The following is a 24,774-nucleotide window of genomic DNA, read 5'->3' as shown; positions in this document are numbered from 1 at the left end:
CTGTGAGTGAGACTCCCGCCGCACAGGACGTCACCGAGGTTCCCGCCGAGGTCCGCGAGCGCCACGGCGCGCTCGCGGAAGAGGTGCGCGGGCACCAGTTCCGGTACTACGTGCTGGACTCGCCGGTCATCACCGACGGCGAGTTCGACGAGCTGCTCAAGGAACTGGAGCGGCTGGAGTCGGAGTACCCGGGCCTGGCCACGCCCGACTCGCCGACCCAGAACGTGGGCGGCACGTTCTCCACCGACTTCGTCGCGGTCGACCACCTCGAACGCATGATGAGCCTGGACAACGTCTTCGACGAGGAGGAGTTGCAGGCGTGGGTGGACCGGGTGGAACGCGAGGTCGGCGGGGCCACGCAGTACCTCTGCGAGCTGAAGATCGACGGGCTGGCCATCAACCTGCTGTACGAGAAGGGGCGGCTGGTCCGGGGGCTCACCCGCGGCGACGGCCGCACGGGTGAGGACGTCACGCTCAACGTCCGCACGCTGGAGCAGGTGCCGGAGACGCTGACCGGCACCGACGAGTACCCGGTGCCCGACCTCGTCGAGGTGCGCGGCGAGGTGTTCTTCCGCGTCGAGGACTTCGCCGAGCTGAACGCCCGGCTGGTCGAGGCGGGCAAGCCGCCGTTCGCGAACCCGCGCAACACCGCGGCCGGGTCGTTGCGGCAGAAGGACCCGAAGGTCACGCGCAGCCGCAAGCTGCGGCTGATCTGCCACGGGCTGGGCAAGCGCGAGGGTTTCGAGCCGGCGCGGCAGTCGGAGGCCTACGAGGCGCTGGCGGCGTGGGGGCTGCCGGTGTCCGGCCACACCAAGGTGGTCGACAAGGCGTCCGAGCTGCTGGACCACATCCGGTACTGGGGCGAGCACCGGCACGACGCCGAGCACGAGATCGACGGCATCGTGGTGAAGGTCGACCAGGTGTCGCTGCAGCGGCGGCTGGGCAGCACCTCCCGCGCGCCGCGGTGGGCCATCGCCTACAAGTACCCGCCGGAGGAGGCCACCACCCGGCTGCTCGACATCCAGGTCAACGTCGGCCGCACCGGCCGGGTCACGCCGTTCGCGGTGATGGAGCCGGTGAAGGTGGCCGGGTCGACGGTGGCGATGGCGACGCTGCACAACGCGCAGGAGGTCAAGCGCAAGGGCGTGCTGATCGGTGACCGCGTGGTGATCCGCAAGGCGGGCGACGTGATCCCCGAGGTGCTCGGTCCCGTGGTCGACGTGCGCACCGGGGACGAGCGCGAGTTCGTCATGCCCACGTTCTGCCCGGAGTGCGGCACGAAGCTGGCGCACCAGAAGGAGGGCGACGTCGACATCCGCTGCCCGAACGCGCGGTCGTGTCCCGCGCAGTTGCGGGAGCGGCTGTTCCACCTGGCCGGGCGGGGCGCGTTCGACATCGAGGTGCTCGGCTACGAGGCGGCGACGGCGCTGCTGGAGTCCGGTGTGGTCGTCGACGAGGGCGACATCTTCGATCTGGACGAGGAGAAGCTGGGGCGGGTCGAGCTGTTCCGCACGAAGGCGGGGGAGCTGTCGGCCAACGGGCGCAAGCTGCTGGCCAACCTGGACAGCGCGAAGGACCGTCCACTGTGGCGGGTGCTGGTGGCGTTGTCGATCCGGCACGTCGGCCCGACGGCGGCACAGGCGCTGGCGCGCGAGTTCGGCTCGCTGGAGGCGATCGAGAACGCCGACGAGGCCGCGATGGCCGATGTGGACGGTGTGGGCCCGACGATCGCGAACGCGCTGCGCGAGTGGTTCGCCGTCGACTGGCACCGCGAGGTGGTGGAGAAGTGGCGCCGCGCGGGGGTCCGGATGGCGGAGGAGCGCGACGAGTCGGTGCCGCGCACGCTGGAGGGCCTGTCGATCGTGGTGACCGGTTCGCTGAACACGTTCTCCCGCGACGAGGCCAAGGAGGCGATCATGTCGCGCGGCGGCAAGGCCGCGGGATCGGTGTCGAAGAAGACGGCGTTCGTCGTGGTCGGCGACGCGCCGGGCTCCAAGTACGACAAGGCGGTCCAGCTGAAGGTCCCCATCCTCGACGAGGCCGGTTTCCAGGTGCTGCTGGACCGGGGCCCGGAGGCCGCCGCCGAGGTGGCGCTACCGACGGAGGAGCCGGGCGGTGAGTGAGGTGTCGGTGCGGCGGGCGCGGCCGGAGGAGTTCGCGGCCGTGGGGGCGCTGACCGTGTCCGCCTACGTGGCCGACGGCCTGATCGCCGCGGACGACGGCTACGTGCGCGAACTGAGCGACGCCGCTCACCGCGCCGCGCACGCCGAACTGCTGGTCGCCACGGATGACGATGGCCTGCTCGGCTCGGTGACGATCGTCCGCCCGGGCACGCACTACTCGGAAATCGCCCGCGAGGGCGAGCTGGAGTTCCGCATGCTGGCCACCGCACCGGCCGCCCGGGGCCGCGGCGTCGGCGAACTCCTGACCCGCACGGTCGTCGAGAAGGCCCGCGAGATCGGCGCATCGGCGGTGGTGATGTCCAGCCTGGACGCCATGAAGACGGCCCACCGGCTGTACGAACGCCTGGGTTTCAGCCGCCTCCCCGAGCGGGACTGGGAGCCGCTGCCGGGCCGGTGGCTGCGTGCTTTCCGGCTGGCCCTGTGAGGAAACCCGCAGGAGTGTGCGCCCGTCAGATCGCAGTTGGACGACGCGCCAGGGTGGATCACGGTCTCATGTACGGCGGCGCATCACAATCACGCCGATGCCGAGGGTGAGGAAAGCTCCTGCGAAGCAGAAGTACATGCCGATTCCGTTTTGTCGTTCGTTGGGTACAGCGCACGCGAGGGGCAAGCTGATCAGGCCGATGCTGACGAAGATCACAGTCCTGTGCCGTAGCTGAGGCAGCAGTCGTCGTCTTGTTGCGAACGTGACGGTCAAAGCGCGGCGGCGCCCATCAACGCCAGTCCCGGAACGGCGCCTGGCCAGTTGCTGCCCTGTGCCCAGGCTTCGCCTGTCAGGACACAGACGAGTCCGGCGACAGTCATCCCCCATATCCGCCGGCCGCCATGACCAGGAGGCCAAGAAGGGAGAAACGCCTCCGGATTGTGTGCGGGTGATCGACATACACGATGTGCTGGACGGTGTGGGATTGATCGAATCGCACGTCGCCATTGATCGTGTGAGCCTGGACGACCGATCCTCGAACCGTTCCTTCGACCAGGTTCCGGCATTCTGGGCGCGGTCCCTCGTCCGGCGCAAAAAACCCGCGTAGCGACTACAAACCCGAACCCCGCGCCTGAATAGCGCGGACCACCGCGGCCATGTCTTCCCTGCCGTACCCCAGCGCCACAGCCTCGCCGTAGAGGGCGTGGCACACGTCCAGCAGCGGTGACGCCAGCCCCGCCGCGCGGGCGGCCTCCGCGACCAGCCGGTTGTTCTTCAGCACGTCCGCGATGGCCGCCTGCACCTCGAAGTCCCGCGCCACCAGCTTCGCCACCTTCACCCGGGACACGTCGCTCGCCATCGGGCCCGCGTTCAGCACCTCCACGAACCGCCCCAGGTCCAGGCCCCGCCGCTCGGCGAAGTGCGTCGCCTCGGCCAGGCCCGTCACCATCGTGATCAGGTACAGGTTCACCGCGAGCTTCATCAGCAACCCGCCCGGCACCGGCCCGAACTCGACCACCTCAAGGCACATCGGCGCCAGCAACGGCCCCACCTCGGCCACCGCGCCCGGCTCGCCCGCCAGCATCGCCACCAGCTGACCCGCCTCGGCCGGCTTGCGCGACCCCGACACCGGCGCCTCGACGTACCGGCCACCCGCCGCCGCCAGCTCGGTCGCCAGCCCGCGTGAATACTCCGGCGACGTCGTCCCCATGTGCACGACGATCCGCCCGCCGACGTTCGCCGCGAACTCGCTCCCGCCACGGCCCAGCGCGGCATCCACCGCGGCGCCGTCGGCCAGCATCAGGAACACGACGTCCACCCGGCGGCACACCTCGGCCGCGCTCCCGGCCACCTCCGCGCCCGCCGCCCGCAGCACCTCGGCCTTCGCCGCGGTCCGGTTCCACACGACGAGCGGCGTCCCCGCGCGGACGAGGTTGAGCGCCATCGGCGTGCCCATCACGCCCAGCCCCAGGAAACCCAGCTTCATGCGAGCACCCTAGCGCGCGATTATGACACTTGTCATGACCCGCTGAGGTGGGCGATCAGCTCGATCAGCTGCCGCCGGAAGGCCGCGTCGCCGCCGAGCGCGCCGATGACGGAGGAGTCGTCCCGTGCGATCTGCTCCGAGGTCGCCAGGACGTCCTCGCCCGCCGGGGTGAGCCGCGCCAGGGAGCGGCGGCCGTCCAGCGGATCGGGCACGCGAGTGACGTACCCCGACCTGGACAGCCGGTCGAGCGTGCGGCTCATCGTCTGGTCGGTCACCTGGCACCGGCGGGCCAGCGCCCGCTGCGACAGCGGCCCACCGCGCAACGTGTGCAGGGCGATCAGCCCGGCGTGCGACAGCCCGAGCGTCTCGAGCCGCGCCGTCCACCGCTGCTCGACGAGCCTCGCCGCGGCCGACAGCAAGCGCCCGGTGGGCCAGGACGCCATCCCTTCCTCGCCCGGCGCTGGCGCTCCGCCGCCCGGAGGCTGCCCCGGAATCGGGGATCCCGCTGGGGATCGCGGTGCCGCGCCCTGTCCCATGCGGCCCGCCACCGCGTCGCCGCGCCGTGCCCGTTTTGCCCCGCCTTCCTCTGCGGCCAACCGCACCTCCCGGTAATGTTCAGCCTGCTGAACAATTCTCCGATCCCTAGGACTGTATTAGCCCATGAGGACCGCACGCTGGCTCGTCCCCGCCCTGCTCGTCGTCGCCTGGCTGGTGCTCGGGGGACTCGGCGGCCCCTACGCCGGCAAGCTCAGCGACGTCTCCACCAACGACAACTCGGCCTTCCTCCCGGCCTCCGCCGAATCCACCCGCGCCCTTGCCGAACAGCGCACCTTCTCCACCGACGAGACCCTGCCGGCGATCGTCGTCGCCGAGCGGGCCACCGGCGTCACGCCCCAGGACAGCGCCTTCCTCACCGAGGCCGCGGGCCGCATCCAAGCCATCCCCGGCGTCACGAACGCCGCGAGCCCGCAACCCTCCCGGGACGGCCAGGCCCTCGAACTCACCGTCTCCGTCCGGGTCGGCGGCGAACCCGGCGAGGTCGTCGAGCAGATCCGCGCCCAGCTCGAAGCCGCACCCGAGGGGCTCACCGTCCTCGTCACCGGCCCGGCCGCCCAGATCACCGACCTGGTCACCGCGTTCGGCGGCATCGACGGCCTCCTCCTGCTGGTCGCCGGCATCGTCGTGGCGTTGATCCTCGTCGTGGTCTACCGCAGCCCGCTGCTACCGCTCGTCGTCCTGCTCTCCGCCGTCTTCGCGCTCGGCCTGGCCAGCCTGGTCGTCTACGTCCTCGCCGACCACGGCGTGCTCACCCTCAACGGCCAGAGCCAGGGCATCCTGTTCATCCTCGTCTTCGGCGCGGCCACCGACTACGCGCTGCTGCTGGTCTCCCGGTTCCGCGAGCAACTCCGCGACACGGAGAACCGCTACGAAGCCGTCAAACTGGCCTGGCGCGCCACGCTCCCGCCGATCGCCGCCTCCGCCGGGACCGTCGTGCTCGGTGTGCTCTGCCTGCTGTTCTCCGACCTGCAGTCCAACCGCGGCCTCGGCCCGGTCGCCGCGATCGGCATCGCCGCCGCGTTCGGAGCCTCGGTCACCTTCCTGCCCGCCGCGCTCGCCCTGCTCGGCCGCGCCGCCTTCTGGCCGATCCGGCCCGAGCTCGGCTCACCGCACCCGGAGTCGAGCGGCATCTGGGGCCGCATCGCCGAGGCTGTCGCGCGCAAGCCCCGCGCGGTCTGGATCGGCACCACCGTCCTGCTGCTGGCCGGTGCGGCGTTCGTGCCACAGCTCAAGGCCGGCGGGGTCGCCCAGTCCGACCTCTTCCTCACCCCGGTCGACTCGGTCGCCGGTCAGGAGGTCCTGGTCGAGCACTTCCCGGGCGGCTCCGGCTCACCGACCACCATCATCACCAACGCCGGCCAGGCCGAGGCGGTCGCGCGGGCCGCGCGGGTGGACGGCGTCGCCCAGGTCGCCGCGGCGCCCAACGTGGTCAACGGCCGCGTTCAGGTCGTCGCGATCCTCACCGACGCCGCCGACTCCGAGGCCGCGCTCGGCACGGTCGGCCGCATCCGCCAGGCCGTGCACGCCGTGCCCGGCGCGGATGCGCTGGTCGGCGGCACCACCGCGACCCAGCTGGACACGCAGGAGACCTCCGAACGGGACCGCGCGGTGATCATCCCGATCGTCCTCGTGGTGATCTTCGGGGTGCTCGCGCTCCTGCTGCGGGCCCTGCTCGCGCCGTTGCTGCTGATCGCGACCGTCGTGCTGTCCTTCGCCGCCACCATGGGCGTGTCCGCGCTGGTGTTCAACCACCTGCTGGGCTTCCCGGGCGCGGACCCGGCGGTGCCGCTGTTCGGGTTCGTCTTCCTGGTGGCGCTCGGGATCGACTACAACATCTTCCTGATGACCCGGGTCCGCGAGGAGGCTCTCCGCACGGACACGCACGACGGCACGCTGCGCGGCCTCACGCTCACCGGCGGCGTGATCACTTCGGCGGGGGTCGTGCTCGCGGCGACGTTCGCGGCGCTGGCGGTGATCCCGATCCTGTTCCTGGCCCAGATCGCGTTCATCGTCGCGTTCGGCGTGCTGCTGGACACCCTGATCGTGCGGTCGCTGCTGGTGCCGGCCCTGACGCTGGACGTCGGGCGGCGGATCTGGTGGCCCTCGACGGTGCCGTGATCAGCCGTCGAGCACGACGGCGACGATCCCGGCCAGGTGGGCCAGGCGCGCGACCTCGGCCGCCCGGAACATCGGCCCGCCGGGGCGGCCGACGAGCAGCGCCTTGTCCGGCTTCCCGAGCGGCGTCGCGGCCAGCTCGGTGCCCAGTTCCTGCCAGGTCTCCGGCACCCACGAGTCCTCGGAGTCCAGGATCGTGGCGCGCTCCAGCGGCAGCCACGGCAGGTCGGTGATCGGCGCCTCGGGCGACGCGCTCGAGGACGCCAGCCGGTCCACACCCGCGTCGCTGACCGACACCACGATCGCCCAGCCCGCGCGGATGATCCGCGGCACGCCCTCGACCAGCACCGACAGCCCGGAGGCCGGCTGCGCGGCGATCTCCTCGACCAGTTCCAGCTCGCGGTGGGTGTCCAGCACACCGGCGTACGGCCGCACCGCGTCGACCTCGACGCCCTCCACGCTCTCCGCCGCGGTGATCACCGCGTCCGGCAGCCGCCCGGAGGGGAGTTCGACGACCATGTCGTCGATCGCGACGCCGCCGCCGCGCTCGACCACGTCCACCGAGAGGATGTCCGCCCCGATCATGCCGAGAGCCGTCGCGACCGCTCCGAGGGTTCCTGGCGTGTCCGGGAGCTGCACCCGGATCAGGAAGGACAACGTGAACCCCTCTCGGGTCCGGCGCTCCCGCCTCGCCGGGGAGCGCAACCGGCCGCTGATTGTGACAGACGAAAGCCGTCACGGGGAGCCATCGTCTGCCTACCGAGACCGGATCGCGCGCCCGCCGTGAACAACCCGGTCGAGGTCGCAAGGCCCGCCGCCATAGACTTGGAACTCACCGAAACACCGATCCGCACACCCCGGGAGTCACCCGCGTGCCCAACATTTCCCGCGACGAGGTCGCGCACCTGGCCAAGCTCGCCAGGCTCGCGGTCACCGACGACGAGCTGAACGTTTTCGCAGGTCAGCTCGACCAGATCCTGGACGCGGTGGCCAAGGTCAGCGAGGTCGCCGCCGACGACGTGCCGCCGACCTCGCACGCCGTGCCGCTCACGAACGTCTTCCGCGAGGACGTGGTCCGGCCCGGGCTCACCCAGCAGCAGGCCCTGGCCGGTGCGCCGGCCGCCGAGGAGGGCCGCTTCCGGGTGCCGCGGATCCTGGGGGAGGAACAGTGACCGACCTAACACGTCTGCCGGCCGCCGAGCTGGCCGAGAAGATCCACGCGCGCGAGGTGTCCTCGGCGGAGGTCACGCAGGCGCACCTGGACCGCATCGGCGAGGTCGACGACCACGTCCACGCGTTCCTCACGGTCGACGCCGAGGGCGCCCTCGCGGCCGCCCGCGCGGTCGACTCCGCCCTGGCCGGCGGCCAGGCCCCGGCCTCGCCGATCGCCGGTGTCCCGCTCGCCCTCAAGGACGTGCTGACCACCCGGGGCCTGCCCACGACCTGCGGGTCGAAGACCCTGGAGAACTGGATCCCGCCGTACGACGCGACGGTCACGCGCAAGCTGCGCGAAGCCGGCGTGCCGATCCTGGGCAAGACCAACATGGACGAGTTCGCGATGGGCTCCTCCACCGAGAACTCGGCGTTCGGCCCGACGCACAACCCGTGGGACCACGCCCGCATCCCGGGCGGCTCCGGCGGTGGCTCGGCCGCGTCGCTGGCCGCGTTCGAGGCGCCGCTGGCGATCGGCACCGACACCGGCGGCTCGATCCGCCAGCCGGGCGCGGTCACCGGCACGGTCGGCGTGAAGCCGACCTACGGCGGCGTGTCCCGGTACGGGCTGGTGGCGTTCTCGTCCTCGCTCGACCAGGCCGGGCCGTGCGCCCGCACCGTGCTGGACGCGGCGCTGCTGCACGAGGTCATCGCCGGGCACGACCCGCTCGACTCGACCTCGATCGACGCCACGGTGCCGCCGGTCGTCGCCGCCGCGCGCGAGGGCATGCGCGGCGACCTCAAGGGCGTCAAGGTCGGTGTGGTCAAGGAGTTCAGCGGCGAGGGCTACCAGGCCGGGGTGCAGCGTTCGTTCGAGAACGCCGTGGACCAGCTGCGCGCGCTGGGCGCCGAGGTCGTCGAGGTGTCCTGCCCGAACTTCGTCTACGCGCTGCCGGCGTACTACCTGATCGCGCCGAGCGAGGCCTCGTCCAACCTGGCCCGCTTCGACGCGATGCGCTACGGCCTCCGCGTCGCCGACGACGGTTCGCACAGCGCCGAAGAGGTCATGTCGCTCACCCGCGAGGCCGGTTTCGGCCCCGAGGTCAAGCGCCGCATCATGCTCGGCACGTACGCGCTGTCCTCCGGCTACTACGACGCCTACTACGGCTCGGCGCAGAAGGTGCGCACGCTCGTCAAGCGCGACTTCGACGCGGCCTTCGAGAAGGTGGACGTGCTGGTCTCGCCGACCACCCCGACCACCGCGTTCAAGATCGGCGAGCGCGTCGACGACCCGATGGCCATGTACCTCGCCGACCTGTGCACCATCCCGGCGAACCTGGCCGGCAACGCCGCCATGAGCGTGCCCAGTGGACTGTCCGATGAGGACGGTCTGCCGGTCGGCCTGCAGATCATGGCCCCGGCGCTGGCCGACGACCGGCTCTACCGGGTCGGCGCCGCCTACGAGGTCGCGCGCGGCTCGATCATCGACCGGGTTCCGGAGCTGAAGGGAGTCTCGGCGTGACCGCCGTTGCCGAAGTGATGGACTACGCCGAGGTCGTCGAGCGGTTCGACCCGGTGCTCGGGCTCGAGGTCCACGTCGAGCTGAACACCAAGACGAAGATGTTCTGCGGCTGCGCCAACGAGTTCGGCGGCGAGCCCAACACCCACGTGTGCCCGACCTGCCTCGGCCTGCCCGGTGCGCTGCCGGTGCTCAACGGCAAGGGCGTCGAGGGCGCGATCCGCATCGGGCTGGCGCTCAACTGCGAGATCGCCGAGTGGTGCCGGTTCGCCCGGAAGAACTACTTCTACCCGGACATGCCGAAGAACTTCCAGACCTCGCAGTACGACGAGCCGATCGCGGTCAACGGCTACCTGGACGTGACGCTGGACGACGGCGAGGTCGTGCGCGTGGAGATCGAGCGCGCGCACATGGAGGAGGACACCGGCAAGTCGCTGCACGTCGGTGGCGCCACCGGGCGCATTCACGGCGCGGAGCACTCGCTGCTCGACTACAACCGCGCCGGCGTGCCGCTGATCGAGATCGTCACCAAGCCGATCGTCGGCATGGGTTCGCGGGCGCCCGAGGTGGCGCGCGCGTACGTGACCGCGCTGCGCGACCTGCTGCGTGCGCTGGACGTGTCCGACGTGCGGATGGACCAGGGCTCGTTGCGCTGCGACGCCAACGTGTCGCTGATGCCCAAGGGCACGACCGAGTTCGGCACCCGCACCGAGACCAAGAACGTCAACTCCTTCCGCAGCGTCGAGCGCGCCGTGCGGTACGAGATGACGCGGCAGGCCGCGGTGCTGGTCGCCGGTGGCAAGGTCACCCAGGAGACCCGGCACTTCCAGGAGTCCGACGGCACGACCTCGCCGGGCCGTACCAAGGAGACCGCCGAGGACTACCGGTACTTCCCGGAGCCCGACCTGGTGCCGATCGCGCCGTCGCGCGAGTGGGTGGAAGAGCTGCGCGGGACGCTGCCGGAGATGCCGGCCGCGCGCCGCAAGCGCATCCAGACCGAGTGGAACCTGTCCGCCGAGGAGCTGCGCGACCTGTTCAACTCGGGCGCGGTCGAGCTGGTCGAGGCGACGGTGGCCGAGGGCGCGAAACCGAACGAGGCCCGCAGCTGGTGGGTCAACTTCCTGGCGCAGGAGGCCAACGCCCGCGAGACCGAGATCACCGCGCTGCCGATCACCCCGGCGCAGGTCGCCCGGGTGGCCGCGCTGGTCGACTCCGGCGAGCTGACCAACAAGCTCGCGCGCGAGGTCGTCAAGGGCGTGCTGGCCGGTGAGGGCGAGCCGGACGAGGTCGTGGAGAAGCGGGGCCTGAAGGTCGTGTCCGACGACTCGGCGCTGCTCGCCGCGGTCGACGAGGCGCTGGCCGCGCAGCCGGACATCGCGGACAAGATCCGCGGCGGCAAGGTGCAGGCCGCGGGCGCGATCGTCGGCGCGGTCATGAAGGCGACCAAGGGCCAGGCCGACGCCAAGCGCGTGCGGGAACTCATCATCGAGCGGGTGGGCGCCTGAGGATGCCGTCGAAGGTGTCCGCGGAGCCCGAGCGGTTCTCGCTCGCGCGCGTCAGCTGGCGCGAGTGGACGGGGCTGGGGGCGGGCGTGGTGGCCACGCTCGCCCTGTTCCTGCCCTGGACGAACCTGGCGGCGACGAACCAGGTCGTCGACGAAGCCCTGCGTGACCTGCCGTCGTCGGACGTCGCGCGGGACGCCTGGACCACCGGTTTCCTGGCGTGGTGCGGGCCGTTGCTGCTGCTGGCGGCCGGGCTGGCCGTGGCGGCGTTCGGCCAGTTCCGGAAGGTGCGGGTCGCCGGGCTGCCGCACCTGTGGCTGATCTTCGCCGTGGTGGCGCTGCTGCTGATGGTGCTCGGCTGGTTCGCGATGGGCTGGCAGTTCGACGAGGACACCCGCGGCCTGCTCGACGAAGGTGGGATCGGGCTGTACGCCGGCATCGGCCGGTACCTGGGGATGCTCGGCGCGCTGGCCTCCGTGGTGGCGGCCGTGCTGGACGTGCGCGCGTTGCGGCGCCGCTGAATCGGAGACGGTCACGGCGTTCGACGCCGACGTGGCGGTGGCCGGGCTCGGCACGATGGGCGCGATGGGCGCGTGGCAGCTCGCCCGCGCCGGGGGACGTCCTCGGTTCTCGCAGTCCGGCATCGGGCACGACCGGTCGGCCGCCGGTGGCGTCGCGGGGCTTCCGCACCGCCTACCTGGAGGGCCCCGAGTGTGCGTCCGCGAGTCCCACGTTCCTGCGCGCGAGTTCTGCGTTCCCGTGCGCGAGTTCTGCGTTCCCGTGCGCGAGTTCTGCGTTCCTAGTCCTTGCCGCTGCCGCCGCTCGGGCTGGCTTGCAGTGAGATCAGCACGACCCGGTCGTCGCTGGAGATGGGGTTTCCGCCGTCCTTGTTGACGGTTCCCACGAGTGCGAACTGGCTGTCGATCTGGTCCAGGCCGCCGTACCGGCCGTAGGCCGTGCCGTTCTTGCCGTCCATCAGCGCCTTCGGCTTGCCGCCCACCGAGCCGTCCAGCGTGATGGGCAGTTCCTGCAGGTTGGCGCCCACCGAGGTGGCGACGACGACCGCCGTGCCGCTGTCCGCGCAGCCCGCCAGCGCCGGCTTCTCCGGCCACGTCCACGTCGGCACCGCGAGGGACGCGCCCGGCACGATCGGGTACAGCGCGTCCACGGAGGTGCCCCGATCGGTGATCCACATCCGGGAACCGTCCGTCGCCTTGCACAGGCCGCCGGGGGAGTGCACGCCGCTCGCGTACACCCGTGAACCCGGCGTCGGGTTGCCCTGGGCCGCATTGCCCGCCGTGTCGATGCGCAGCACCTTGCCGGCCAGCGAGTTCGGGTCGGCCGCCGCCGACGGGTTGCCCGCGTCGCCCGTCGCGACCAGCAGGGCGCCCTTGCCGTCGGTCATGATCGCGCCCCGGTTGCCGGTCGCGCCCTTCGGGATGCCCGTCAGCACCGCCTTCGGCTGCTGGCCGCGCGTGAAGCGGACGACGCGGTTGTCGGTGGCGGTGGTGAGGTAGGCGAACACCAGCTGGTCCTCGGCGAACGTCGGGGACAGCGCGAGCCCGGTCAGGCCGCCGTCGCCGGTCGCCTGCACGTCCAGCCGGATGACCTCGGCCGGTGCGTTGCCGCTGGAAACCTGCAGCACGCGGCCCGTCCGGCGCTCGGCGGCCAGCGCGCCCGGCGCGCCGCCGGTGTTCGGCAGCGCCGCGAGCGCGGACACCGTGTCCAGGCACGTCGCGATCACCGACTGGTCGTAGTCCGTGCAGCCCTGCGGTGGCGGGATCGATGTCTGCGGCGAGCTGGGCCGCGCCTCGTCGTCACCGCCGTCGGCCTCGGGCAGCTCGGGCTGCGGACCGGCCGGGGCGGTCAGCTCCGGGGCCGGTTCGAACGTCTGGTTCGCGGCCCGGTCGTCGAACTGGGCGCAGCCGGTCAGCAGCAGCCCGCAGGCCGCCACCAGCCACCCCCGCGCCTTCCCGGTCCCGACACGCACGCCTGCCAGCCTAGGTGCCGGTGGGTGAACGACGGGTAAGTACCGTGGTGATCATGCCCGTCACCGTTCTGGTCCCCGACGAAGACGGCCTGCGTGCGCTGGGTGAGGTGGCCGGGGTGCGGCCCGTCCGCTACAGCTGGCGCGAGCCGCTGCCGCCCGAGGCCGCTGACGCGGAGGTCCTCGTCCCCGGCGCCCACCGGCCCGAGGAACGCGACGCCGTGCTCGGCGCGCTGCCGAACCTGAGGCTGATCCAGCTGCTGTCGGCGGGCGCGGAGAACTGGATCGGCACCGTGCCGGACGGGCGGCTGCTGTCCACCTGCCGCGGCGCGCACGGCGGCAGCACGGCCGAATGGGTGGTCGCGGTGCTGCTGTCGATCTACCGCGAGCTGCCCGGGTTCGCCGCCGACCAGGCCGCGCACCGCTGGAACCTGCACGCCACCGACACCCTGCAGGACAAGCGGGTGCTCGTCGTCGGCGCCGGTGACCTGGGGAAACAGCTCCAGCGCCGCCTCACGGCGTTCGACGCGCGGGTCACCCTGGTCGGCGTGAGCGGGCGGGCGGGCGTGCATCCGGTGGACGAGCTGCCCGGGCTGCTGGGCGGGCACGACGTCGTCGCGCTGATGGTGCCGCTCACCTCGCGCACCCGCGGGATGGTGGACGCGAAGTTCCTCGCCGCGATGCCCGACGGCGCGATCCTCGTCAACGCCGCCCGCGGCCCGGTGGTCGACACGGACGCGCTGCTCGCCGAGCTGACCGCAGGCCGCCTGCGGGCCGCACTGGACGTCACCGATCCCGAGCCGCTGCCCGCGGACCATCCACTGTGGACGGCGCCGAACGTGGTGCTGACCCCGCACGTCGCGGGCTCGGTGAGGGGCAGCAAGCGGCGCTCGTACGCGGTGGTCGCCGCGGAGATAGCCCGCTATGCCGGCGGGGAGCTGCCGCAGAACCTCGTGCACGGGGAGTACTAGACGATGATCCTCCGCCACGTGACGATCGACTGCGCCGAGCCGTACGGGCTGGCCCGGAAGAACCGCGTCCACTTCGACTGGATGCCGGACGAACGGTCCCGTGACGCGGAGGTCGCGCGCCTCCTCGGGCTCGGCGCGCGCGTGCACGAGGACCACCGGACACCCGACGGGCTCGGCTGGGTCACGCTGCTCGATCCCGAAGGAAACGAGTTCTGCATCGAGCGCAGCGCGGGCGAGCGCCAACCCGCCTGACAAACCCCGGGGCGTGTCAGCCGCCGTGTCAGCGCGGAGGCGGTCCGGTGTCAGGCCGGCGGGCGAACGTAGTCGCATCAAGCCGGACCGAACACAGGAGCGCACGATGCAGCACACCGCCACCACCACCCACCGCCCCGAGTTGCAGCAGGCCGTCCAGGCCCTCGTCGACGCCGGGTTCACCGCCGCCGAGCTGTGCGTGCACGACGGGCAGGGCGACTGGACGGGCCGCGCCGGGGTGCGCGAGCTGGGCTCGGCCGACGAGGCGCCGGTCAACGGGAGGGCCTGGGCGGGCAGCGTCATGAAGACCTTCACCGCGACGCTGGTGCTCCAGCTGGTCGCCGAGGGCCGGATCGAGCTGGACGGCCCGGTGGCCGGTCACCTGCCCGGGTTCGGGCTCGACGAGCGGATCACCGTGCGGATGCTGTTGCGGCACACCAGCGGCCTCTACAACTACACCGGTGAGCTCGACGCCGACGGCACGTTCGTGATGGGGCTCCCGTCGCAGGGCAAGGCGTGGGTGGACAACCGCTTCCACGCCTACCAGCCCGAGGAGCTGGTGCGGTTCGCGCTGTCGCGGCCGCCGCGGTTCGAGCCGGGCGAGGGCCAGAGCTACTCCAACACCAACTACACCGTCGCCGTGCTGCTGATCGAGGCGGTCACCGGCAACACCTACGCCGAGGAGGCCCAGCGGCGCATCCTCGGGCCGCTCGGGCTGGCGGACACCGTGGTGTCCGCGACCTCCCCGGACCTCCCCGGCCCGCACGCCCACGGCTACTACCGCTACGAGGACGGCGGCGAGTGGCACCTCGTCGACGTCAGCCGCCAGAACCCCACCATGCTGGCCGGCGCCGGTGACCTGATCTCGACCGCCGAGGACCTGAACACCTTCATCTCCGCGTTGCTCGGCGGCCGGCTCCTGCCCACCCCGCTGCTGACCGAGATGATCACGCCGCACGGCGAGCTCAACCTCGGCCTCGGCCTGTGGGTGCAGGACCTCGGCCCGGCGGGCACGATCGTGCACCACAACGGCGGCGCCCCGGGCGGCTACGGCGCCCTGATGATCAGCACGCCGGACGGCAGCCGGACCCTGACGGCGACGCTGACCACCGGCGAGGCCGACCCGGCAGAGGTGTTCCCCGCGGCGCTGGGCGCGCTCATCATGTCGGTGTTCGGCAGCTGAACACCGGAACCTGTCGCGCTTCCGACACGGATGGCCTACCCTGCGCGGGTGACCAGCCCTCAGGACGAGCCGAAGACCCAGAACCTGTTCACGGAGTCCGGGTACTACGAGGCCACGGACACCGGCGCCACCAGCTTGCTCTCCGACGTCGAGGACCGGCCGTCGCCGCCGGTCAACCGGTACCACGGCGGGATCGACTTCGGCCTGCTCGTGCTGCGGCTCGTGCTCGGGGCGATCGTGGGCGCGCACGGGCTGCAGAAGGTGTTCGGGCTGTTCAACGGCCCCGGCATCGACGGCACGGCGCGGATGCTGGAGTCGATGGGTTACACGGCCCAGCCGACGCTGCTCGCGTGGGTCACCGGGCTGAGCGAGCTGATCGGCGCCGTGCTGATCGTGCTGGGCCTGTTCACGCAGATCGGGGCGGCCGCGCTGCTCGGCGTCACCGCGAACATCGTGTACGTCCAGTGGAGCGGCGGGTTCTTCGAGCCGCGTGGCTTCGAGTTCGAGCTGCTGCTGGCGGCCGTGGCGTTCACCCTGCTGTTCACCGGATCCGGCCGGATCGCCCTGGACGTCAACACCCCGTGGCGCCGCCGCCCGGTGCCGTTCGGGGTGTTCTTCCTGCTGATCGCCGCCGCGGCGGCCGTCGTGGTCATCGTGCTGGCCCGCTGAACCCGGACGACGAAAAAGGGCCCCGGCTGCTCGCAGCCGGGGCCCTTTTCGCGTCAGGCCTACTTGTCCGGGTTGCGGACCGCGCCCGTGTCGGCCGAGGTGGCCATCCGGGCGTAGGCGCGTAGTGCCGCGGTCACCGGGCGCTGGCGGTCCACCGGCTGCCACGGGCGCTCCGACGCCTCCATCTTCGCGCGGCGTTCGGCCAGCACCTCGGCGCCCACCAGCAGCTCCAGCTTCCGTTCGTGCACGTCGATCAGGATCTGGTCGCCGTTTTCCACCAGGCCGATCGTCCCGCCGGACGCGGCCTCCGGCGAGATGTGCCCGACCGAGATGCCCGACGAGCCACCGGAGAACCGGCCGTCGGTGATCAGGGCGCACTTCTTGCCCAGCCCGGCACCCTTCAGGAACGCCGTCGGGTGCAGCATCTCCTGCATGCCCGGCCCGCCGGCCGGACCCTCGTAGCGCACCACCAGCACCTCGCCCGGCTGGATCTGCTTGCCCAGGATGACCGAAACGGCCTCCTCCTGGCTCTCGACCACCCGCGCCGGGCCCTGGAACCGCCACAGCTCCTCGTCGATACCGGCGGACTTGATCACCGCGCCGTTCTCGGCCAGGTTGCCGCGCAGCACCGCGAGCCCGCCGTCCTTGGTGTAGGCGTGCTCGATGTCGCGGATGCAGCCGTTCGCCGCGTCCGTGTCCAGCTCGGTCCACCGGTTGGACGTGGAGAACGCCTCCGTGGTGCGGACCCCGCCGGGCGCGGCGTGGAACAGCTCGATCGCTTCCGCGGACGGCGACCCGCCGCGGATGTCCCACGTGGACAGCCACTGCTCCAGCGACGGCGAGTGCACGGCGCGCACATCGGTGTTGAGCAGCCCGGCCCGGTTCAGCTCGCCCAGGATCGCCGGGATGCCACCGGCCCGGTGCACGTCCTCCATGTGGTAGTCGGAGTTCGGCGCGACCTTCGACAGGCACGGCACGCGGCGGCCGATCTCGTCGATGTCGGAGATCGTGAAGTCGACCTCGCCCTCCTGCGCCGCGGCCAGGATGTGCAGCACCGTGTTGGTCGAGCCGCCCATCGCCATGTCCAGCGCCATCGCGTTCTCGAACGCCTTGCGGTTGGCGATCGAGCGCGGCAGCACGCTGTCGTCGTCCTCGCCGTACCAGCGCTTGCACAGCTCCATCACGGTGCGGCCGGCGTCCTCGAACAGCTTGCGGCGCGCGGCGTGCGTCGCCAGCGTCGAGCCGTTGCCCGGCAGCGACAGGCCCAGCGCCTCGGTCAGGCAGTTCATCGAATTCGCGGTGAACATGCCCGAGCACGACCCGCACGTCGGGCACGCGGACCGCTCCACAATGGACAGGCCCTCCTCGTCGACAGCGGGGTTGGCCGAGGCGGAGATGCTGGTGATCAGGTCGGTCGGCGCGTGCGCGACACCGTCGACCACGACCGCCTTGCCGGCCTCCATCGGCCCGCCGGAGACGAACACCACCGGGATGTTCAGCCGCATCGCGGCGTTGAGCATGCCCGGCGTGATCTTGTCGCAGTTGGAGATGCAGACCAGCGCGTCGGCCTGGTGCGCGTTGACCATGTACTCGACGGAGTCGGCGATGATCTCGCGCGAGGGCAGCGAGTAGAGCATGCCGCTGTGCCCCATCGCGATGCCGTCGTCCACCGCGATCGTGTGGAACTCGCGCGCCACGCCACCGGCCTCGCGGATCGCCCCGGCCACGATGTCACCGAGGTCCTTGAGGTGTACGTGCCCGGGCACGAACTGGGTGTAGGAGTTGGCGATCGCGACGATCGGCTTGCCGAAGTCGCCGTCGGTCAGCCCGGTGGCCCGCCAGAGGGACCGGGCGCCCGCGGCGTTGCGGCCATGGGTGGTTGTTCGGGAACGCAGAGCAGGCATGTCCGCCAGATTACGCCCGGCCGCGCAGGTTTCGATCAACCGGCGGCGCATCCCACACCGAATTCGGCGCATCCCGCACCGGCCGGGGTGAAACCGCAGTTCAGCGCGGGTGTCCACGGAGTGAGAAGCGGCGTAACCGGGCGCAACGGCATCGGATACCCGGCCGAAATACGCGATTCCTAGCTTTCCGGCACCCGAGCGAAAGGATCGGATATGGGCCTCGCCGAAGTTCGCCCCCGTCACGGAACCGGCGGTAACACGCCGGTGATGCCGTGGAGACCGCCCGGCAAAGCGCGCTGCCTAGCGTCGCCGGGAATGAGCACCCAGTACCGGCGCGGCGAAGCGCGGGCCCACGACGTGCGGCGCCTGCGGGACATGATCCGCGCGGCCGTCCAGGGCGGCCGCTACCCCGGCGGGCAGCTGCCCGCCGAGGCCGCGCTGATGGCCGCCCACGGCGCCTCCCGCGCCACCGTCCGCGAGGCGCTGTCCCTGCTTCGCGCCGAGGGGCTCATCGAACGCACCCAGGGCATCGGCACGCACGCGGTCGTCCGGCCGGCCGACGAGAAGCTGGTCGAGGTCCACGGCGTCATCCGGCCGGACCAGCACAGCCTGCTCAACCGCCGGACCCGGCCCCGGCTGCTCGACCGCTCCGAGATCGCCGCGCCCGCGCTGGTCGCCGACCGGCTCGGCGCGCCGGCCGGAACCCCGTGCCTGCGCCTGGAGTACGTCGCGCTGCACCAGGAGGAGCCGATCTGGCTCGCCACCAACTACGCGCTCTTCCCCGAGGCCGCGCGGCTGCGGGACACCCCGTTCGTCACCGACTGGTACGCCCTCCTGGCCGACGCCGGAGTCGAGTTCGGACAGTCGGAGTTCATCATCGGCGCCGAGCCCGCCGACCCGTTCGTCGCCGCGGCGCTGGGCATCGCGCCCGGCGCGCCCGTCCTGGTCACCGAGCAGACCATCGCCGACCCCGCCGGGCGCCCGTTCGACCTGGCCTTCATCCACATCCGCGCCGACCGGTTCCGGTTCGTCTCGCGCGGCACCCGGCTCCACGGGAGGGAAGCATGATCCAGACCGTCACCGACGCGGCCGCCGCGCTGCGCGCGGGCACCACCACCTCCGTCGCGCTCACCGAAGCCGCGATCGCCGCCGCCGACCGGCACGACGCCGAGATCGGCACCTACCTGCACCGCCTCGACGACTACGCGCTGGAGCGGGCCGCGGCGGCCGACGCCGAGCTGGCGCGCGGCGTGGACCGCGGCCCGCTGCACGGGATCCCGTTCGGCGTCAAGGACATCATCGCGATGGCCGAGGGCCCGACCACCGCGCAGAGCCTGGTCCTCGACCCGGCGTGGGGCGCGGGCCGGGACGCGCCCGTCGTCGCGCGCCTCAAGGCCGCCGGCGCGGTGATCACGGGCAAGACCTCGACGATGGAGTTCGCCTGCGGCATGCCGGACGACACCAAGCCGTTCCCGGTGCCGCGCAACCCGTGGAACCCGGACACCTGGCCGGGCGGGTCCAGCTCCGGCACCGGCAGCGGGATCGCGGCCGGGATGTTCCTGGCCGGGCTGGGCACCGACACCGCGGGCAGCATCCGCATCCCGGCGGCCTTCTGCGGGGTCACCGGCCTGATGCCGACGTTCGGCCGGGTGCCCAAGTCCGGGTGCGTGCCGCTGGGCTACAGCCTCGACCACATCGGACCGCTCGCCCGCTCGGCCCGGGACTGCGCGGCCGTGCTGGAGGTGCTCGCCGGGCTCGACACCAGCGACCCGGACTGCGTCGACGCGCCGTTCACCGCGCCCGACTTCGACGGCGACCTGACCGGGCTGCGGATCGGCGTGGTGCGCGAAGGGCATTTCCCGGACCACGCCGACCCGGCGCTGGCGCCGGCGTTCGACGCGGCGGTCGCGGTGCTCGCCGAGCAGGGCGCGACGGTCGTCGAGGTCACGCTGCCGTACTGGAGCGAGATGATCACCGCCGACCTGGTGACGATGGGCTGCGAAGCACTGGCCTACCACCGCAACGACCTGGGCGGCCGCTGGGACGACTACTACCCGGCCACCCGCGCGATGCTGGTGACCGGCGCGATGGCCTCCGGCGCGGACTACGTGCAGGCCCAGCGGGTGCGCCGGGTCGCGCAGGACGCACTGGCCCGGCTGTTCGAGACGGTCGACGTGATCGCCGCACCCACAGCCGCGGTCGGCGCGCCGGCCTTCGCGAGCCTCACCACGCCGGGCGGGGGAGTGGACGTCGGCGAGCTGTTCTCGCTGATCTTCACGCCCTACTGGGACAGCGTCGGCAACCCGGCGCTGGCCGTGCCGATGGGGTTCACCGCCGACGGGATGCCGTTGTCGCTGCAACTGGCCGGCCCCGCGTTCGGCGAGGCGGCGATCCTGCGTGCCGGCGACGCGTTCCAGCAGAGCACCGACTGGCACCTGCGCGTGCCGCGGCCGGCCGGCGTGGCCGCGGCCTGAGGGGAGACCATGGACGACCTGACGATGGTGCGCGGCCTGCTCGCCGCCGCCGGCCTCACCGCGACCGAGGCGGAACTCGCCGCCTACGTCCCGGCCTACACCGGGCAGCGCGCGTCGCTCGACGCCCTCTACGACGTGCCCGAAGCCCGCTACGCCGATCCCGCGTTGCGCTTCCGCGCCGGCGCCCGGACCGAGGACTGGGCCCGCTAGTCCGCCGCCTCGTCCGGAGTTTCCTCGCGGTCGTCGGTCAGGCCGCTCGGGTCCTTCATGCGGCCCTCGCTGACCAGGGAGATCACCGGCAGGTGCCGGGTGCGCACCGACGGCAGCGCGACCTCGCTGCCGTCGGTCAGCACGGCCCGCACCTTCGCCTTGTCATTGATCGCCAGGCCCTTGAGCGCCGACCACGGCATCTCTCGGTGGCCGAACACCGTCCGCACGCTCAGGCCGCGGGCCGAGGCGACGGTGCGGGTGCGCAGCACGTACACGAACAACGCGATCGGGATGACGTACATCAGCCACAGCCCCGGCACGTCGGCGAAGGCGGCGGGGATCATGCAGACCGCCAGGAACACGACGGCGAGCAGGGTGATCAGCGGGACCCGGAAGATCGCCTTCCGGCCCTCGTGCTCGGTTTCGGCCACGACACCATGGTGCCTTCCGCGGACTGGGACGCCTCCGCCGGGTGTTGCCCAGTATCCGGGATCACGATCCCGCAGAGTTGACACCATCTGTAGCGAACCGTTAACGTCAGCGCCGTGACACCGCAGATTGGCCTCGTACTTTTCCCGCGCGTCGACGCGTAGGGACCGATCGAGCCCGCCTGCGTCGACGCGCGACCCTCGTGCGACCTACCAAGGTCGGCGGGGGTTTTTTGTTGCCCACGCCGTGCCAGATTGCCAAACCCGACCACCTGACGAGAAGCCCGACGAGACCCACGAGGCAGAACTGATGACAAGCGCCACGTCGCGATCGGAAACGAAACCCGGAGCAACTCCGGCCGCCGCGTCGCCCGCCCAGCTCGGCAACCGCCCCAAGCCAGCCCCGCCCGCCGGCACGCCGGTCCGGGTGACCGGCGCGCAGTCGCTGGTGCGGTCGCTCGAGGCGATGGGCGTGGAGGTGGTCTTCGGCATTCCGGGTGGCACGATCCTGCCGGCGTACGACCCGCTTCTGGACTCGACGAAGGTGCGGCACGTCCTCGTCCGCCACGAGCAGGGCGCGGGGCACGCGGCCACCGGGTACGCGCAGGCGACCGGCAAGGTCGGGGTCTGCATGGCGACCTCCGGCCCCGGCGCCACCAACCTGGTCACCCCGCTGGCCGACGCGAACATGGACTCCGTCCCGGTCGTCGCGATCACCGGCCAGCAGACCCGGGCGCTGATCGGCACCGACGCCTTCCAGGAAGCCGACATCTGCGGCATCACGATGCCGGTCACCAAGCACAACTTCCTGGTCACCGACCCGATCGACATCCCGAGGGTGATCGCGGAGGCGTTCCACCTGGCCTCCACCGGCCGTCCCGGCCCGGTCCTGGTCGACATCCCCAAGGACGTCCTGCAGGAGACCACGTCGTTCTCCTGGCCGCCGGAGATGCACCTGCCCGGCTACCGGCCGACGCTGCGCCCGCACGGCAAGCAGGTCCGCGAGGCCGCGCGGCTCATCGCGCAGGCCCGCCGCCCGGTCCTCTACGTCGGCGGTGGCGTGATCAAGGCGCAGGCCCACGAGCAGCTCAGGCAGCTGGCCGAGCTGACCGGCATCCCCGTGGTGACCACGCTGATGGCGCGCGGCGCGTTCCCCGACTCGCACCAGCAGCACCTGGGCATGCCCGGCATGCACGGCTCGGTCGCCGCGGTCGCCGCGATGCAGCGCGCCGACCTGCTGGTGGCGCTGGGCGCCCGCTTCGACGACCGGGTGACCGGCCAGCTGTCGTCGTTCGCGCCGGAGGCCAAGGTCGTCCACGCCGACATCGACCCGGCCGAGATCTCCAAGAACCGCAAGGCCGACGTGCCGATCGTGGGGGACTGCGCGGAGATCATCACCGAGCTGATCGACGCGGTGAAGGCCGAGACCGACCGCATCGGCGAGCCGGACCTGGCCCCGTGGTGGACCCAGATCGACGCGTGGCGCCAGACCTTCCCGGCCGGTTACGAGTGGCCCTCCGACGGCACCCTGTCGCCGCAGTACGTCATCGAGCGCATCGGCCAGATCGTCGGCCCGGACGCCGTCTACGCCGCGGGCGTGGGCCAGCACCAGATGTGGGCCGCGCAGTTCATCAAGTACGAGCACCCGCGCACCTGGCTCAACTCCGGCGGCCTCGGCACCATGGGCTACGCGGTGCCGGCCGCGATGGGCGCCAAGTTCGGCGTGCCGGACAAGCAGGTGTGGGCCATCGACGGCGACGGCTGCTTCCAGATGACCAACCAGGAGCTGGCCACCTGCGCCATCGAGGGCGCGCCGATCAAGGTCGCCGTCATCAACAACGGCAACCTGGGCATGGTCCGCCAGTGGCAGAACCTCTTCTACGCCGAGCGGTACTCCAACACCGACCTCGGCACGCACAAGCACCGCATCCCGGACTTCACGCTGCTGGCCGAGGCGCTGGGCTGCGCCGGCCTGCGGTGCGAGACCAAGGACGAGGTCGACGACGTCATCCGCCGCGCGATGGAGATCAACGACCGGCCCGTGGTGATCGACTTCGTGGTCGGCAAGGACGCCCAGGTGTGGCCCATGGTGGCGGCAGGCACCGGCAACGACGAGATCATGGCCGCGCGCGGCATCCGCCCGCTGTTCGAAGACGACGAGGTTTCGCAGTGACCACGCATACGCTGTCCGTGTTGGTGGAGAATGTCCCCGGGGTGCTCGCCAGAGTCGCCGGGTTGTTCTCCCGCCGCGGTTTCAACATCGAGTCCCTCGCCGTCGGGCCCACGGAAAATCCCGAGGTGTCCCGGATGACGATCGTGGTCGCAGTTGAGGAGCTACCGCTCGAACAGGTGACCAAGCAGCTCAACAAGCTGGTCAACGTCATCAAGATCGTGGAGCTCGAGCCCGCCGTCTCCGTGCAGCGTGAACTGCTGCTCGTCAAGGTGCGGGCCGACGCCACCGTGCGCAGCCAGGTCCTCGAGACCGTCCAGCTGTTCCGTGCGAAGGTGGTCGACGTGTCGCCCGAGGCGCTCACCATCGAGGCCACCGGCACCGGTGACAAGCTCAGTGCTCTCCTGCGCATGCTGGAGCCGTATGGCGTGCGTGAGATCGTGCAGTCCGGCATGGTCGCGGTCGGCCGGGGTCCCCGGTCGATCACCGCCTCCGCGCCTCGCTAAATTTTAGAACCGAAAGGAATTCATCCCCCTCATGTCTGTCGAAATCTTCTACGACGACGACGCCGATCTCAGCATCATCCAGGGTCGCAAGGTCGCGGTGATCGGCTACGGCAGCCAGGGCCACGCGCACGCGCTGAGCCTGCGCGACTCCGGGGTCGATGTGCGCATCGGTCTTCCGGAGGGGTCGAAGTCGCGCGCGAAGGCCGAGGAGGAGGGCCTGCGGGTGCTCACCCCGGCGGAGGCGTCCGCCGAGGCCGACCTGATCATGATCCTCGCGCCGGACACCAAGCAGCGCTTCATCTACAGCGAGGACATCGAGCCGAACCTCAAGGACGGCGACGCCCTCTTCTTCGGCCACGGCTTCAACATCCGCTACGAGCTGATCAAGCCGCCGGCCAATGTGGACGTGGCGATGGTCGCGCCGAAGGGCCCGGGCCACCTGGTCCGCCGCCAGTTCGTCGACGGCAAGGGCGTGCCCGCCCTGATCGCGGTCGAGCAGGACGCCTCCGGCAACGCGCAGGCGCTGGCGCTGTCCTACGCCGCCGCCATCGGTGGCGCCCGCGCCGGCGTCATCAAGACCACCTTCAAGGAGGAGACCGAGACCGACCTGTTCGGTGAGCAGGCCGTCCTCTGCGGTGGTGCCTCCGCGCTGGTGCAGACCGGGTTCGAGGTGCTGACCGAGGCCGGTTACGCGCCCGAGATCGCCTACTTCGAGGTGCTGCACGAGCTCAAGCTCATCGTCGACCTCATGTACGAGGGTGGCATCGCCCGGATGCGTTACTCGATCTCCGACACCGCCGAGTACGGCGACCTCACCCGCGGCCCGCGTGTCATCACGCCCGCGGTGAAGGAGGAGATGAAGAAGATCCTGGGCGAGATCCAGGACGGCACCTTCGCCCGCGAGTGGGTCGGCGAGGACGAGACCGGCCGCGCCACCTTCCGCAAGCTGCAGGAGGCCGGCGAGCAGCACCCGATCGAGGAGACCGGGAAGAAGCTGCGCGGCCTCATGTCGTGGGTGGACCGGCCGATCACCGAGACCGCCTGAGTTCTCCGCGGGAGGGACCGCTCCGGGGTGCGCCCC

At 71.6% G+C, this 24,774-nt stretch carries 25 protein-coding genes; 18 read left to right on the top strand and 7 right to left on the bottom strand.

Annotated features, from left to right (window positions below; all coding sequences use genetic code 11):
• Positions 1-2: 2 nt before the first annotated feature.
• Together ligA and D0D15_RS04640 are read left to right on the top strand one after the other, a co-directional pair.
• Positions 3-2,123 (top strand): NAD-dependent DNA ligase LigA, encoded by a 2,121-nt coding sequence (gene ligA / locus D0D15_RS04645; RefSeq protein ID WP_094007422.1) that lies wholly within the window; start codon positions 3-5, stop codon positions 2,121-2,123.
• Positions 2,116-2,607 (top strand): GNAT family N-acetyltransferase, encoded by a 492-nt coding sequence (locus tag D0D15_RS04640; RefSeq protein WP_094007421.1) that lies wholly within the window; start codon positions 2,116-2,118, stop codon positions 2,605-2,607. The genes ligA and D0D15_RS04640 overlap by 8 nt, the downstream gene beginning before the upstream one ends.
• A gap of 66 nt (positions 2,608-2,673) precedes the next feature.
• On the opposite strand, the gene D0D15_RS35825 is transcribed toward D0D15_RS04640, so the two are convergent.
• Positions 2,674-2,823, bottom strand: a complete 150-nt coding sequence (locus D0D15_RS35825; protein WP_158224467.1) for a hypothetical protein — start codon at positions 2,821-2,823, stop codon at positions 2,674-2,676.
• Between the two features lie 232 nt (positions 2,824-3,055).
• Here D0D15_RS35825 and D0D15_RS35820 point away from each other — a divergent pair, with 232 nt between their 5' ends.
• Positions 3,056-3,214, top strand: coding sequence for a hypothetical protein (locus D0D15_RS35820; protein WP_158224466.1), 159 nt, complete (start codon positions 3,056-3,058; stop codon positions 3,212-3,214).
• Between the two features lie 3 nt (positions 3,215-3,217).
• On the opposite strand, the gene D0D15_RS04635 is transcribed toward D0D15_RS35820, so the two are convergent.
• Together D0D15_RS04635 and D0D15_RS04630 are read right to left on the bottom strand one after the other, a co-directional pair.
• Positions 3,218-4,093, bottom strand: coding sequence for an NAD(P)-dependent oxidoreductase (locus D0D15_RS04635; protein ID WP_115944259.1), 876 nt, complete (start codon positions 4,091-4,093; stop codon positions 3,218-3,220).
• 32 nt (positions 4,094-4,125) lie between these two features.
• Positions 4,126-4,536: a MarR family winged helix-turn-helix transcriptional regulator gene (locus D0D15_RS04630; RefSeq protein WP_094007419.1), complete on the bottom strand. Its 411-nt coding sequence runs from the start codon at positions 4,534-4,536 to the stop codon at positions 4,126-4,128.
• Positions 4,537-4,753: 217 nt separating this feature from the next.
• Here D0D15_RS04630 and D0D15_RS04625 point away from each other — a divergent pair, with 217 nt between their 5' ends.
• A complete protein-coding gene (locus tag D0D15_RS04625; protein WP_094007418.1) occupies positions 4,754-6,769 on the top strand; it encodes an MMPL family transporter in 2,016 nt (671 codons plus the stop codon).
• On the opposite strand, the gene D0D15_RS04620 is transcribed toward D0D15_RS04625, so the two are convergent.
• A complete protein-coding gene (locus tag D0D15_RS04620; RefSeq protein WP_094007417.1) occupies positions 6,770-7,423 on the bottom strand; it encodes an ACT domain-containing protein in 654 nt (217 codons plus the stop codon). It lies immediately after the preceding gene.
• Between the two features lie 215 nt (positions 7,424-7,638).
• Between D0D15_RS04620 and gatC the strand changes: the two genes are divergently transcribed.
• From gatC to D0D15_RS04600, 4 genes are read left to right on the top strand one after another with little or no spacing between them, the layout of a single operon-like run.
• The gene (gene gatC, locus D0D15_RS04615; protein WP_017987443.1) at positions 7,639-7,938 is read left to right on the top strand and encodes an Asp-tRNA(Asn)/Glu-tRNA(Gln) amidotransferase subunit GatC; all 300 of its coding nucleotides are present in this window, start codon (positions 7,639-7,641) and stop codon (positions 7,936-7,938) included.
• Positions 7,935-9,440 (top strand): Asp-tRNA(Asn)/Glu-tRNA(Gln) amidotransferase subunit GatA, encoded by a 1,506-nt coding sequence (gatA, locus tag D0D15_RS04610; RefSeq protein ID WP_115944258.1) that lies wholly within the window; start codon positions 7,935-7,937, stop codon positions 9,438-9,440. Before gatC ends, gatA begins: the two co-directional genes overlap by 4 nt.
• Positions 9,437-10,942, top strand: coding sequence for an Asp-tRNA(Asn)/Glu-tRNA(Gln) amidotransferase subunit GatB (gatB, locus tag D0D15_RS04605; RefSeq protein WP_094007415.1), 1,506 nt, complete (start codon positions 9,437-9,439; stop codon positions 10,940-10,942). The genes gatA and gatB overlap by 4 nt, the downstream gene beginning before the upstream one ends.
• Before the next feature lie 2 nt (positions 10,943-10,944).
• Positions 10,945-11,460, top strand: a complete 516-nt coding sequence (locus tag D0D15_RS04600; RefSeq protein WP_094007414.1) for a hypothetical protein — start codon at positions 10,945-10,947, stop codon at positions 11,458-11,460.
• Between the two features lie 278 nt (positions 11,461-11,738).
• Here D0D15_RS04600 and D0D15_RS04595 read toward each other — a convergent pair whose 3' ends face one another.
• Positions 11,739-12,929 carry a PQQ-dependent sugar dehydrogenase gene (locus D0D15_RS04595; RefSeq protein WP_094007413.1) on the bottom strand — a complete coding sequence of 397 codons (1,191 nt, stop codon included), beginning with the start codon at positions 12,927-12,929 and terminating at the stop codon, positions 11,739-11,741.
• A gap of 53 nt (positions 12,930-12,982) precedes the next feature.
• On the opposite strand from D0D15_RS04595, the gene D0D15_RS04590 reads away from it, so the two are divergent.
• The 4 genes from D0D15_RS04590 (at position 12,983) to D0D15_RS04575 (ending at position 16,001) form a co-directional block, all read left to right on the top strand.
• Positions 12,983-13,897, top strand: a complete 915-nt coding sequence (locus D0D15_RS04590) for a 2-hydroxyacid dehydrogenase (protein ID WP_167481452.1) — start codon at positions 12,983-12,985, stop codon at positions 13,895-13,897.
• 18 nt (positions 13,898-13,915) lie between these two features.
• The gene (locus D0D15_RS04585; RefSeq protein ID WP_338024593.1) at positions 13,916-14,149 is read left to right on the top strand and encodes a VOC family protein; all 234 of its coding nucleotides are present in this window, start codon (positions 13,916-13,918) and stop codon (positions 14,147-14,149) included.
• Between the two features lie 106 nt (positions 14,150-14,255).
• Positions 14,256-15,332: a serine hydrolase domain-containing protein gene (locus tag D0D15_RS04580; protein WP_094007410.1), complete on the top strand. Its 1,077-nt coding sequence runs from the start codon at positions 14,256-14,258 to the stop codon at positions 15,330-15,332.
• Between the two features lie 48 nt (positions 15,333-15,380).
• Positions 15,381-16,001 (top strand): DoxX family protein, encoded by a 621-nt coding sequence (locus D0D15_RS04575; protein ID WP_094007409.1) that lies wholly within the window; start codon positions 15,381-15,383, stop codon positions 15,999-16,001.
• A gap of 59 nt (positions 16,002-16,060) precedes the next feature.
• Here D0D15_RS04575 and ilvD read toward each other — a convergent pair whose 3' ends face one another.
• A complete protein-coding gene (gene ilvD, locus D0D15_RS04570) occupies positions 16,061-17,905 on the bottom strand; it encodes a dihydroxy-acid dehydratase (protein WP_094007408.1) in 1,845 nt (614 codons plus the stop codon).
• 315 nt (positions 17,906-18,220) lie between these two features.
• On the opposite strand from ilvD, the gene D0D15_RS04565 reads away from it, so the two are divergent.
• The 3 genes from D0D15_RS04565 to D0D15_RS04555 are packed head-to-tail and all read left to right on the top strand — an operon-like array spanning position 18,221 to position 20,589.
• Positions 18,221-18,973: a GntR family transcriptional regulator gene (locus D0D15_RS04565; RefSeq protein WP_233157409.1), complete on the top strand. Its 753-nt coding sequence runs from the start codon at positions 18,221-18,223 to the stop codon at positions 18,971-18,973.
• Positions 18,970-20,379 carry an amidase gene (locus D0D15_RS04560; protein ID WP_094007407.1) on the top strand — a complete coding sequence of 470 codons (1,410 nt, stop codon included), beginning with the start codon at positions 18,970-18,972 and terminating at the stop codon, positions 20,377-20,379. Before D0D15_RS04565 ends, D0D15_RS04560 begins: the two co-directional genes overlap by 4 nt.
• Positions 20,380-20,388: 9 nt before the next feature.
• Complete coding sequence (locus tag D0D15_RS04555) at positions 20,389-20,589, top strand: hypothetical protein (protein WP_094007406.1); 201 nt, start codon at positions 20,389-20,391, stop codon at positions 20,587-20,589.
• Here D0D15_RS04555 and D0D15_RS04550 read toward each other — a convergent pair.
• Positions 20,586-21,020, bottom strand: a complete 435-nt coding sequence (locus tag D0D15_RS04550) for a PH domain-containing protein (RefSeq protein ID WP_094007405.1) — start codon at positions 21,018-21,020, stop codon at positions 20,586-20,588. The genes D0D15_RS04555 and D0D15_RS04550 overlap by 4 nt on opposite strands.
• A 307-nt stretch (positions 21,021-21,327) precedes the next feature.
• On the opposite strand from D0D15_RS04550, the gene D0D15_RS04545 reads away from it, so the two are divergent.
• The 3 genes from D0D15_RS04545 to ilvC are packed head-to-tail and all read left to right on the top strand — an operon-like array spanning position 21,328 to position 24,738.
• A complete protein-coding gene (locus D0D15_RS04545; RefSeq protein WP_094007404.1) occupies positions 21,328-23,190 on the top strand; it encodes an acetolactate synthase large subunit in 1,863 nt (620 codons plus the stop codon).
• Positions 23,187-23,693, top strand: a complete 507-nt coding sequence (gene ilvN / locus D0D15_RS04540; protein WP_094007403.1) for an acetolactate synthase small subunit — start codon at positions 23,187-23,189, stop codon at positions 23,691-23,693. Before D0D15_RS04545 ends, ilvN begins: the two co-directional genes overlap by 4 nt.
• Before the next feature lie 31 nt (positions 23,694-23,724).
• Positions 23,725-24,738 carry a ketol-acid reductoisomerase gene (ilvC, locus tag D0D15_RS04535; protein ID WP_094007402.1) on the top strand — a complete coding sequence of 338 codons (1,014 nt, stop codon included), beginning with the start codon at positions 23,725-23,727 and terminating at the stop codon, positions 24,736-24,738.
• Positions 24,739-24,774 lie beyond the last annotated feature (36 nt).

Source organism: Amycolatopsis thermalba (assembly GCF_003385215.1).
Taxonomy (GTDB): Bacteria; Actinomycetota; Actinomycetes; order Mycobacteriales; family Pseudonocardiaceae; genus Amycolatopsis_E; species Amycolatopsis_E thermalba.
The sequence above is the reverse complement of the archived record's forward strand: the minus strand, read 5'-3'. Positions and strand labels throughout refer to the sequence as shown.

Excerpts from the sequence above, each read along its gene's own strand:
- D0D15_RS04630 (WP_094007419.1), bottom strand. The coding sequence starts at position 4,536 with ATGGCGTCCTGGCCCACCGGGCGCTTGCTGTCGGCCGCGGCGAGGCTC.
- D0D15_RS04580 (WP_094007410.1), top strand. The coding sequence starts at position 14,256 with ATGCAGCACACCGCCACCACCACCCACCGCCCCGAGTTGCAGCAGGCC.
- D0D15_RS04545 (WP_094007404.1), top strand. The coding sequence starts at position 21,328 with ATGACAAGCGCCACGTCGCGATCGGAAACGAAACCCGGAGCAACTCCG.
- D0D15_RS04590 (WP_167481452.1), top strand. The coding sequence starts at position 12,983 with ATGCCCGTCACCGTTCTGGTCCCCGACGAAGACGGCCTGCGTGCGCTG.
- D0D15_RS04560 (WP_094007407.1), top strand. The coding sequence starts at position 18,970 with ATGATCCAGACCGTCACCGACGCGGCCGCCGCGCTGCGCGCGGGCACC.
- ilvC (WP_094007402.1), top strand. The coding sequence starts at position 23,725 with ATGTCTGTCGAAATCTTCTACGACGACGACGCCGATCTCAGCATCATC.
- D0D15_RS04600 (WP_094007414.1), top strand. The coding sequence starts at position 10,945 with ATGCCGTCGAAGGTGTCCGCGGAGCCCGAGCGGTTCTCGCTCGCGCGC.
- D0D15_RS04625 (WP_094007418.1), top strand. The coding sequence starts at position 4,754 with ATGAGGACCGCACGCTGGCTCGTCCCCGCCCTGCTCGTCGTCGCCTGG.
- D0D15_RS04635 (WP_115944259.1), bottom strand. The coding sequence starts at position 4,093 with ATGAAGCTGGGTTTCCTGGGGCTGGGCGTGATGGGCACGCCGATGGCG.
- D0D15_RS04555 (WP_094007406.1), top strand. The coding sequence starts at position 20,389 with ATGGACGACCTGACGATGGTGCGCGGCCTGCTCGCCGCCGCCGGCCTC.
- D0D15_RS04565 (WP_233157409.1), top strand. The coding sequence starts at position 18,221 with ATGAGCACCCAGTACCGGCGCGGCGAAGCGCGGGCCCACGACGTGCGG.
- ilvD (WP_094007408.1), bottom strand. The coding sequence starts at position 17,905 with ATGCCTGCTCTGCGTTCCCGAACAACCACCCATGGCCGCAACGCCGCG.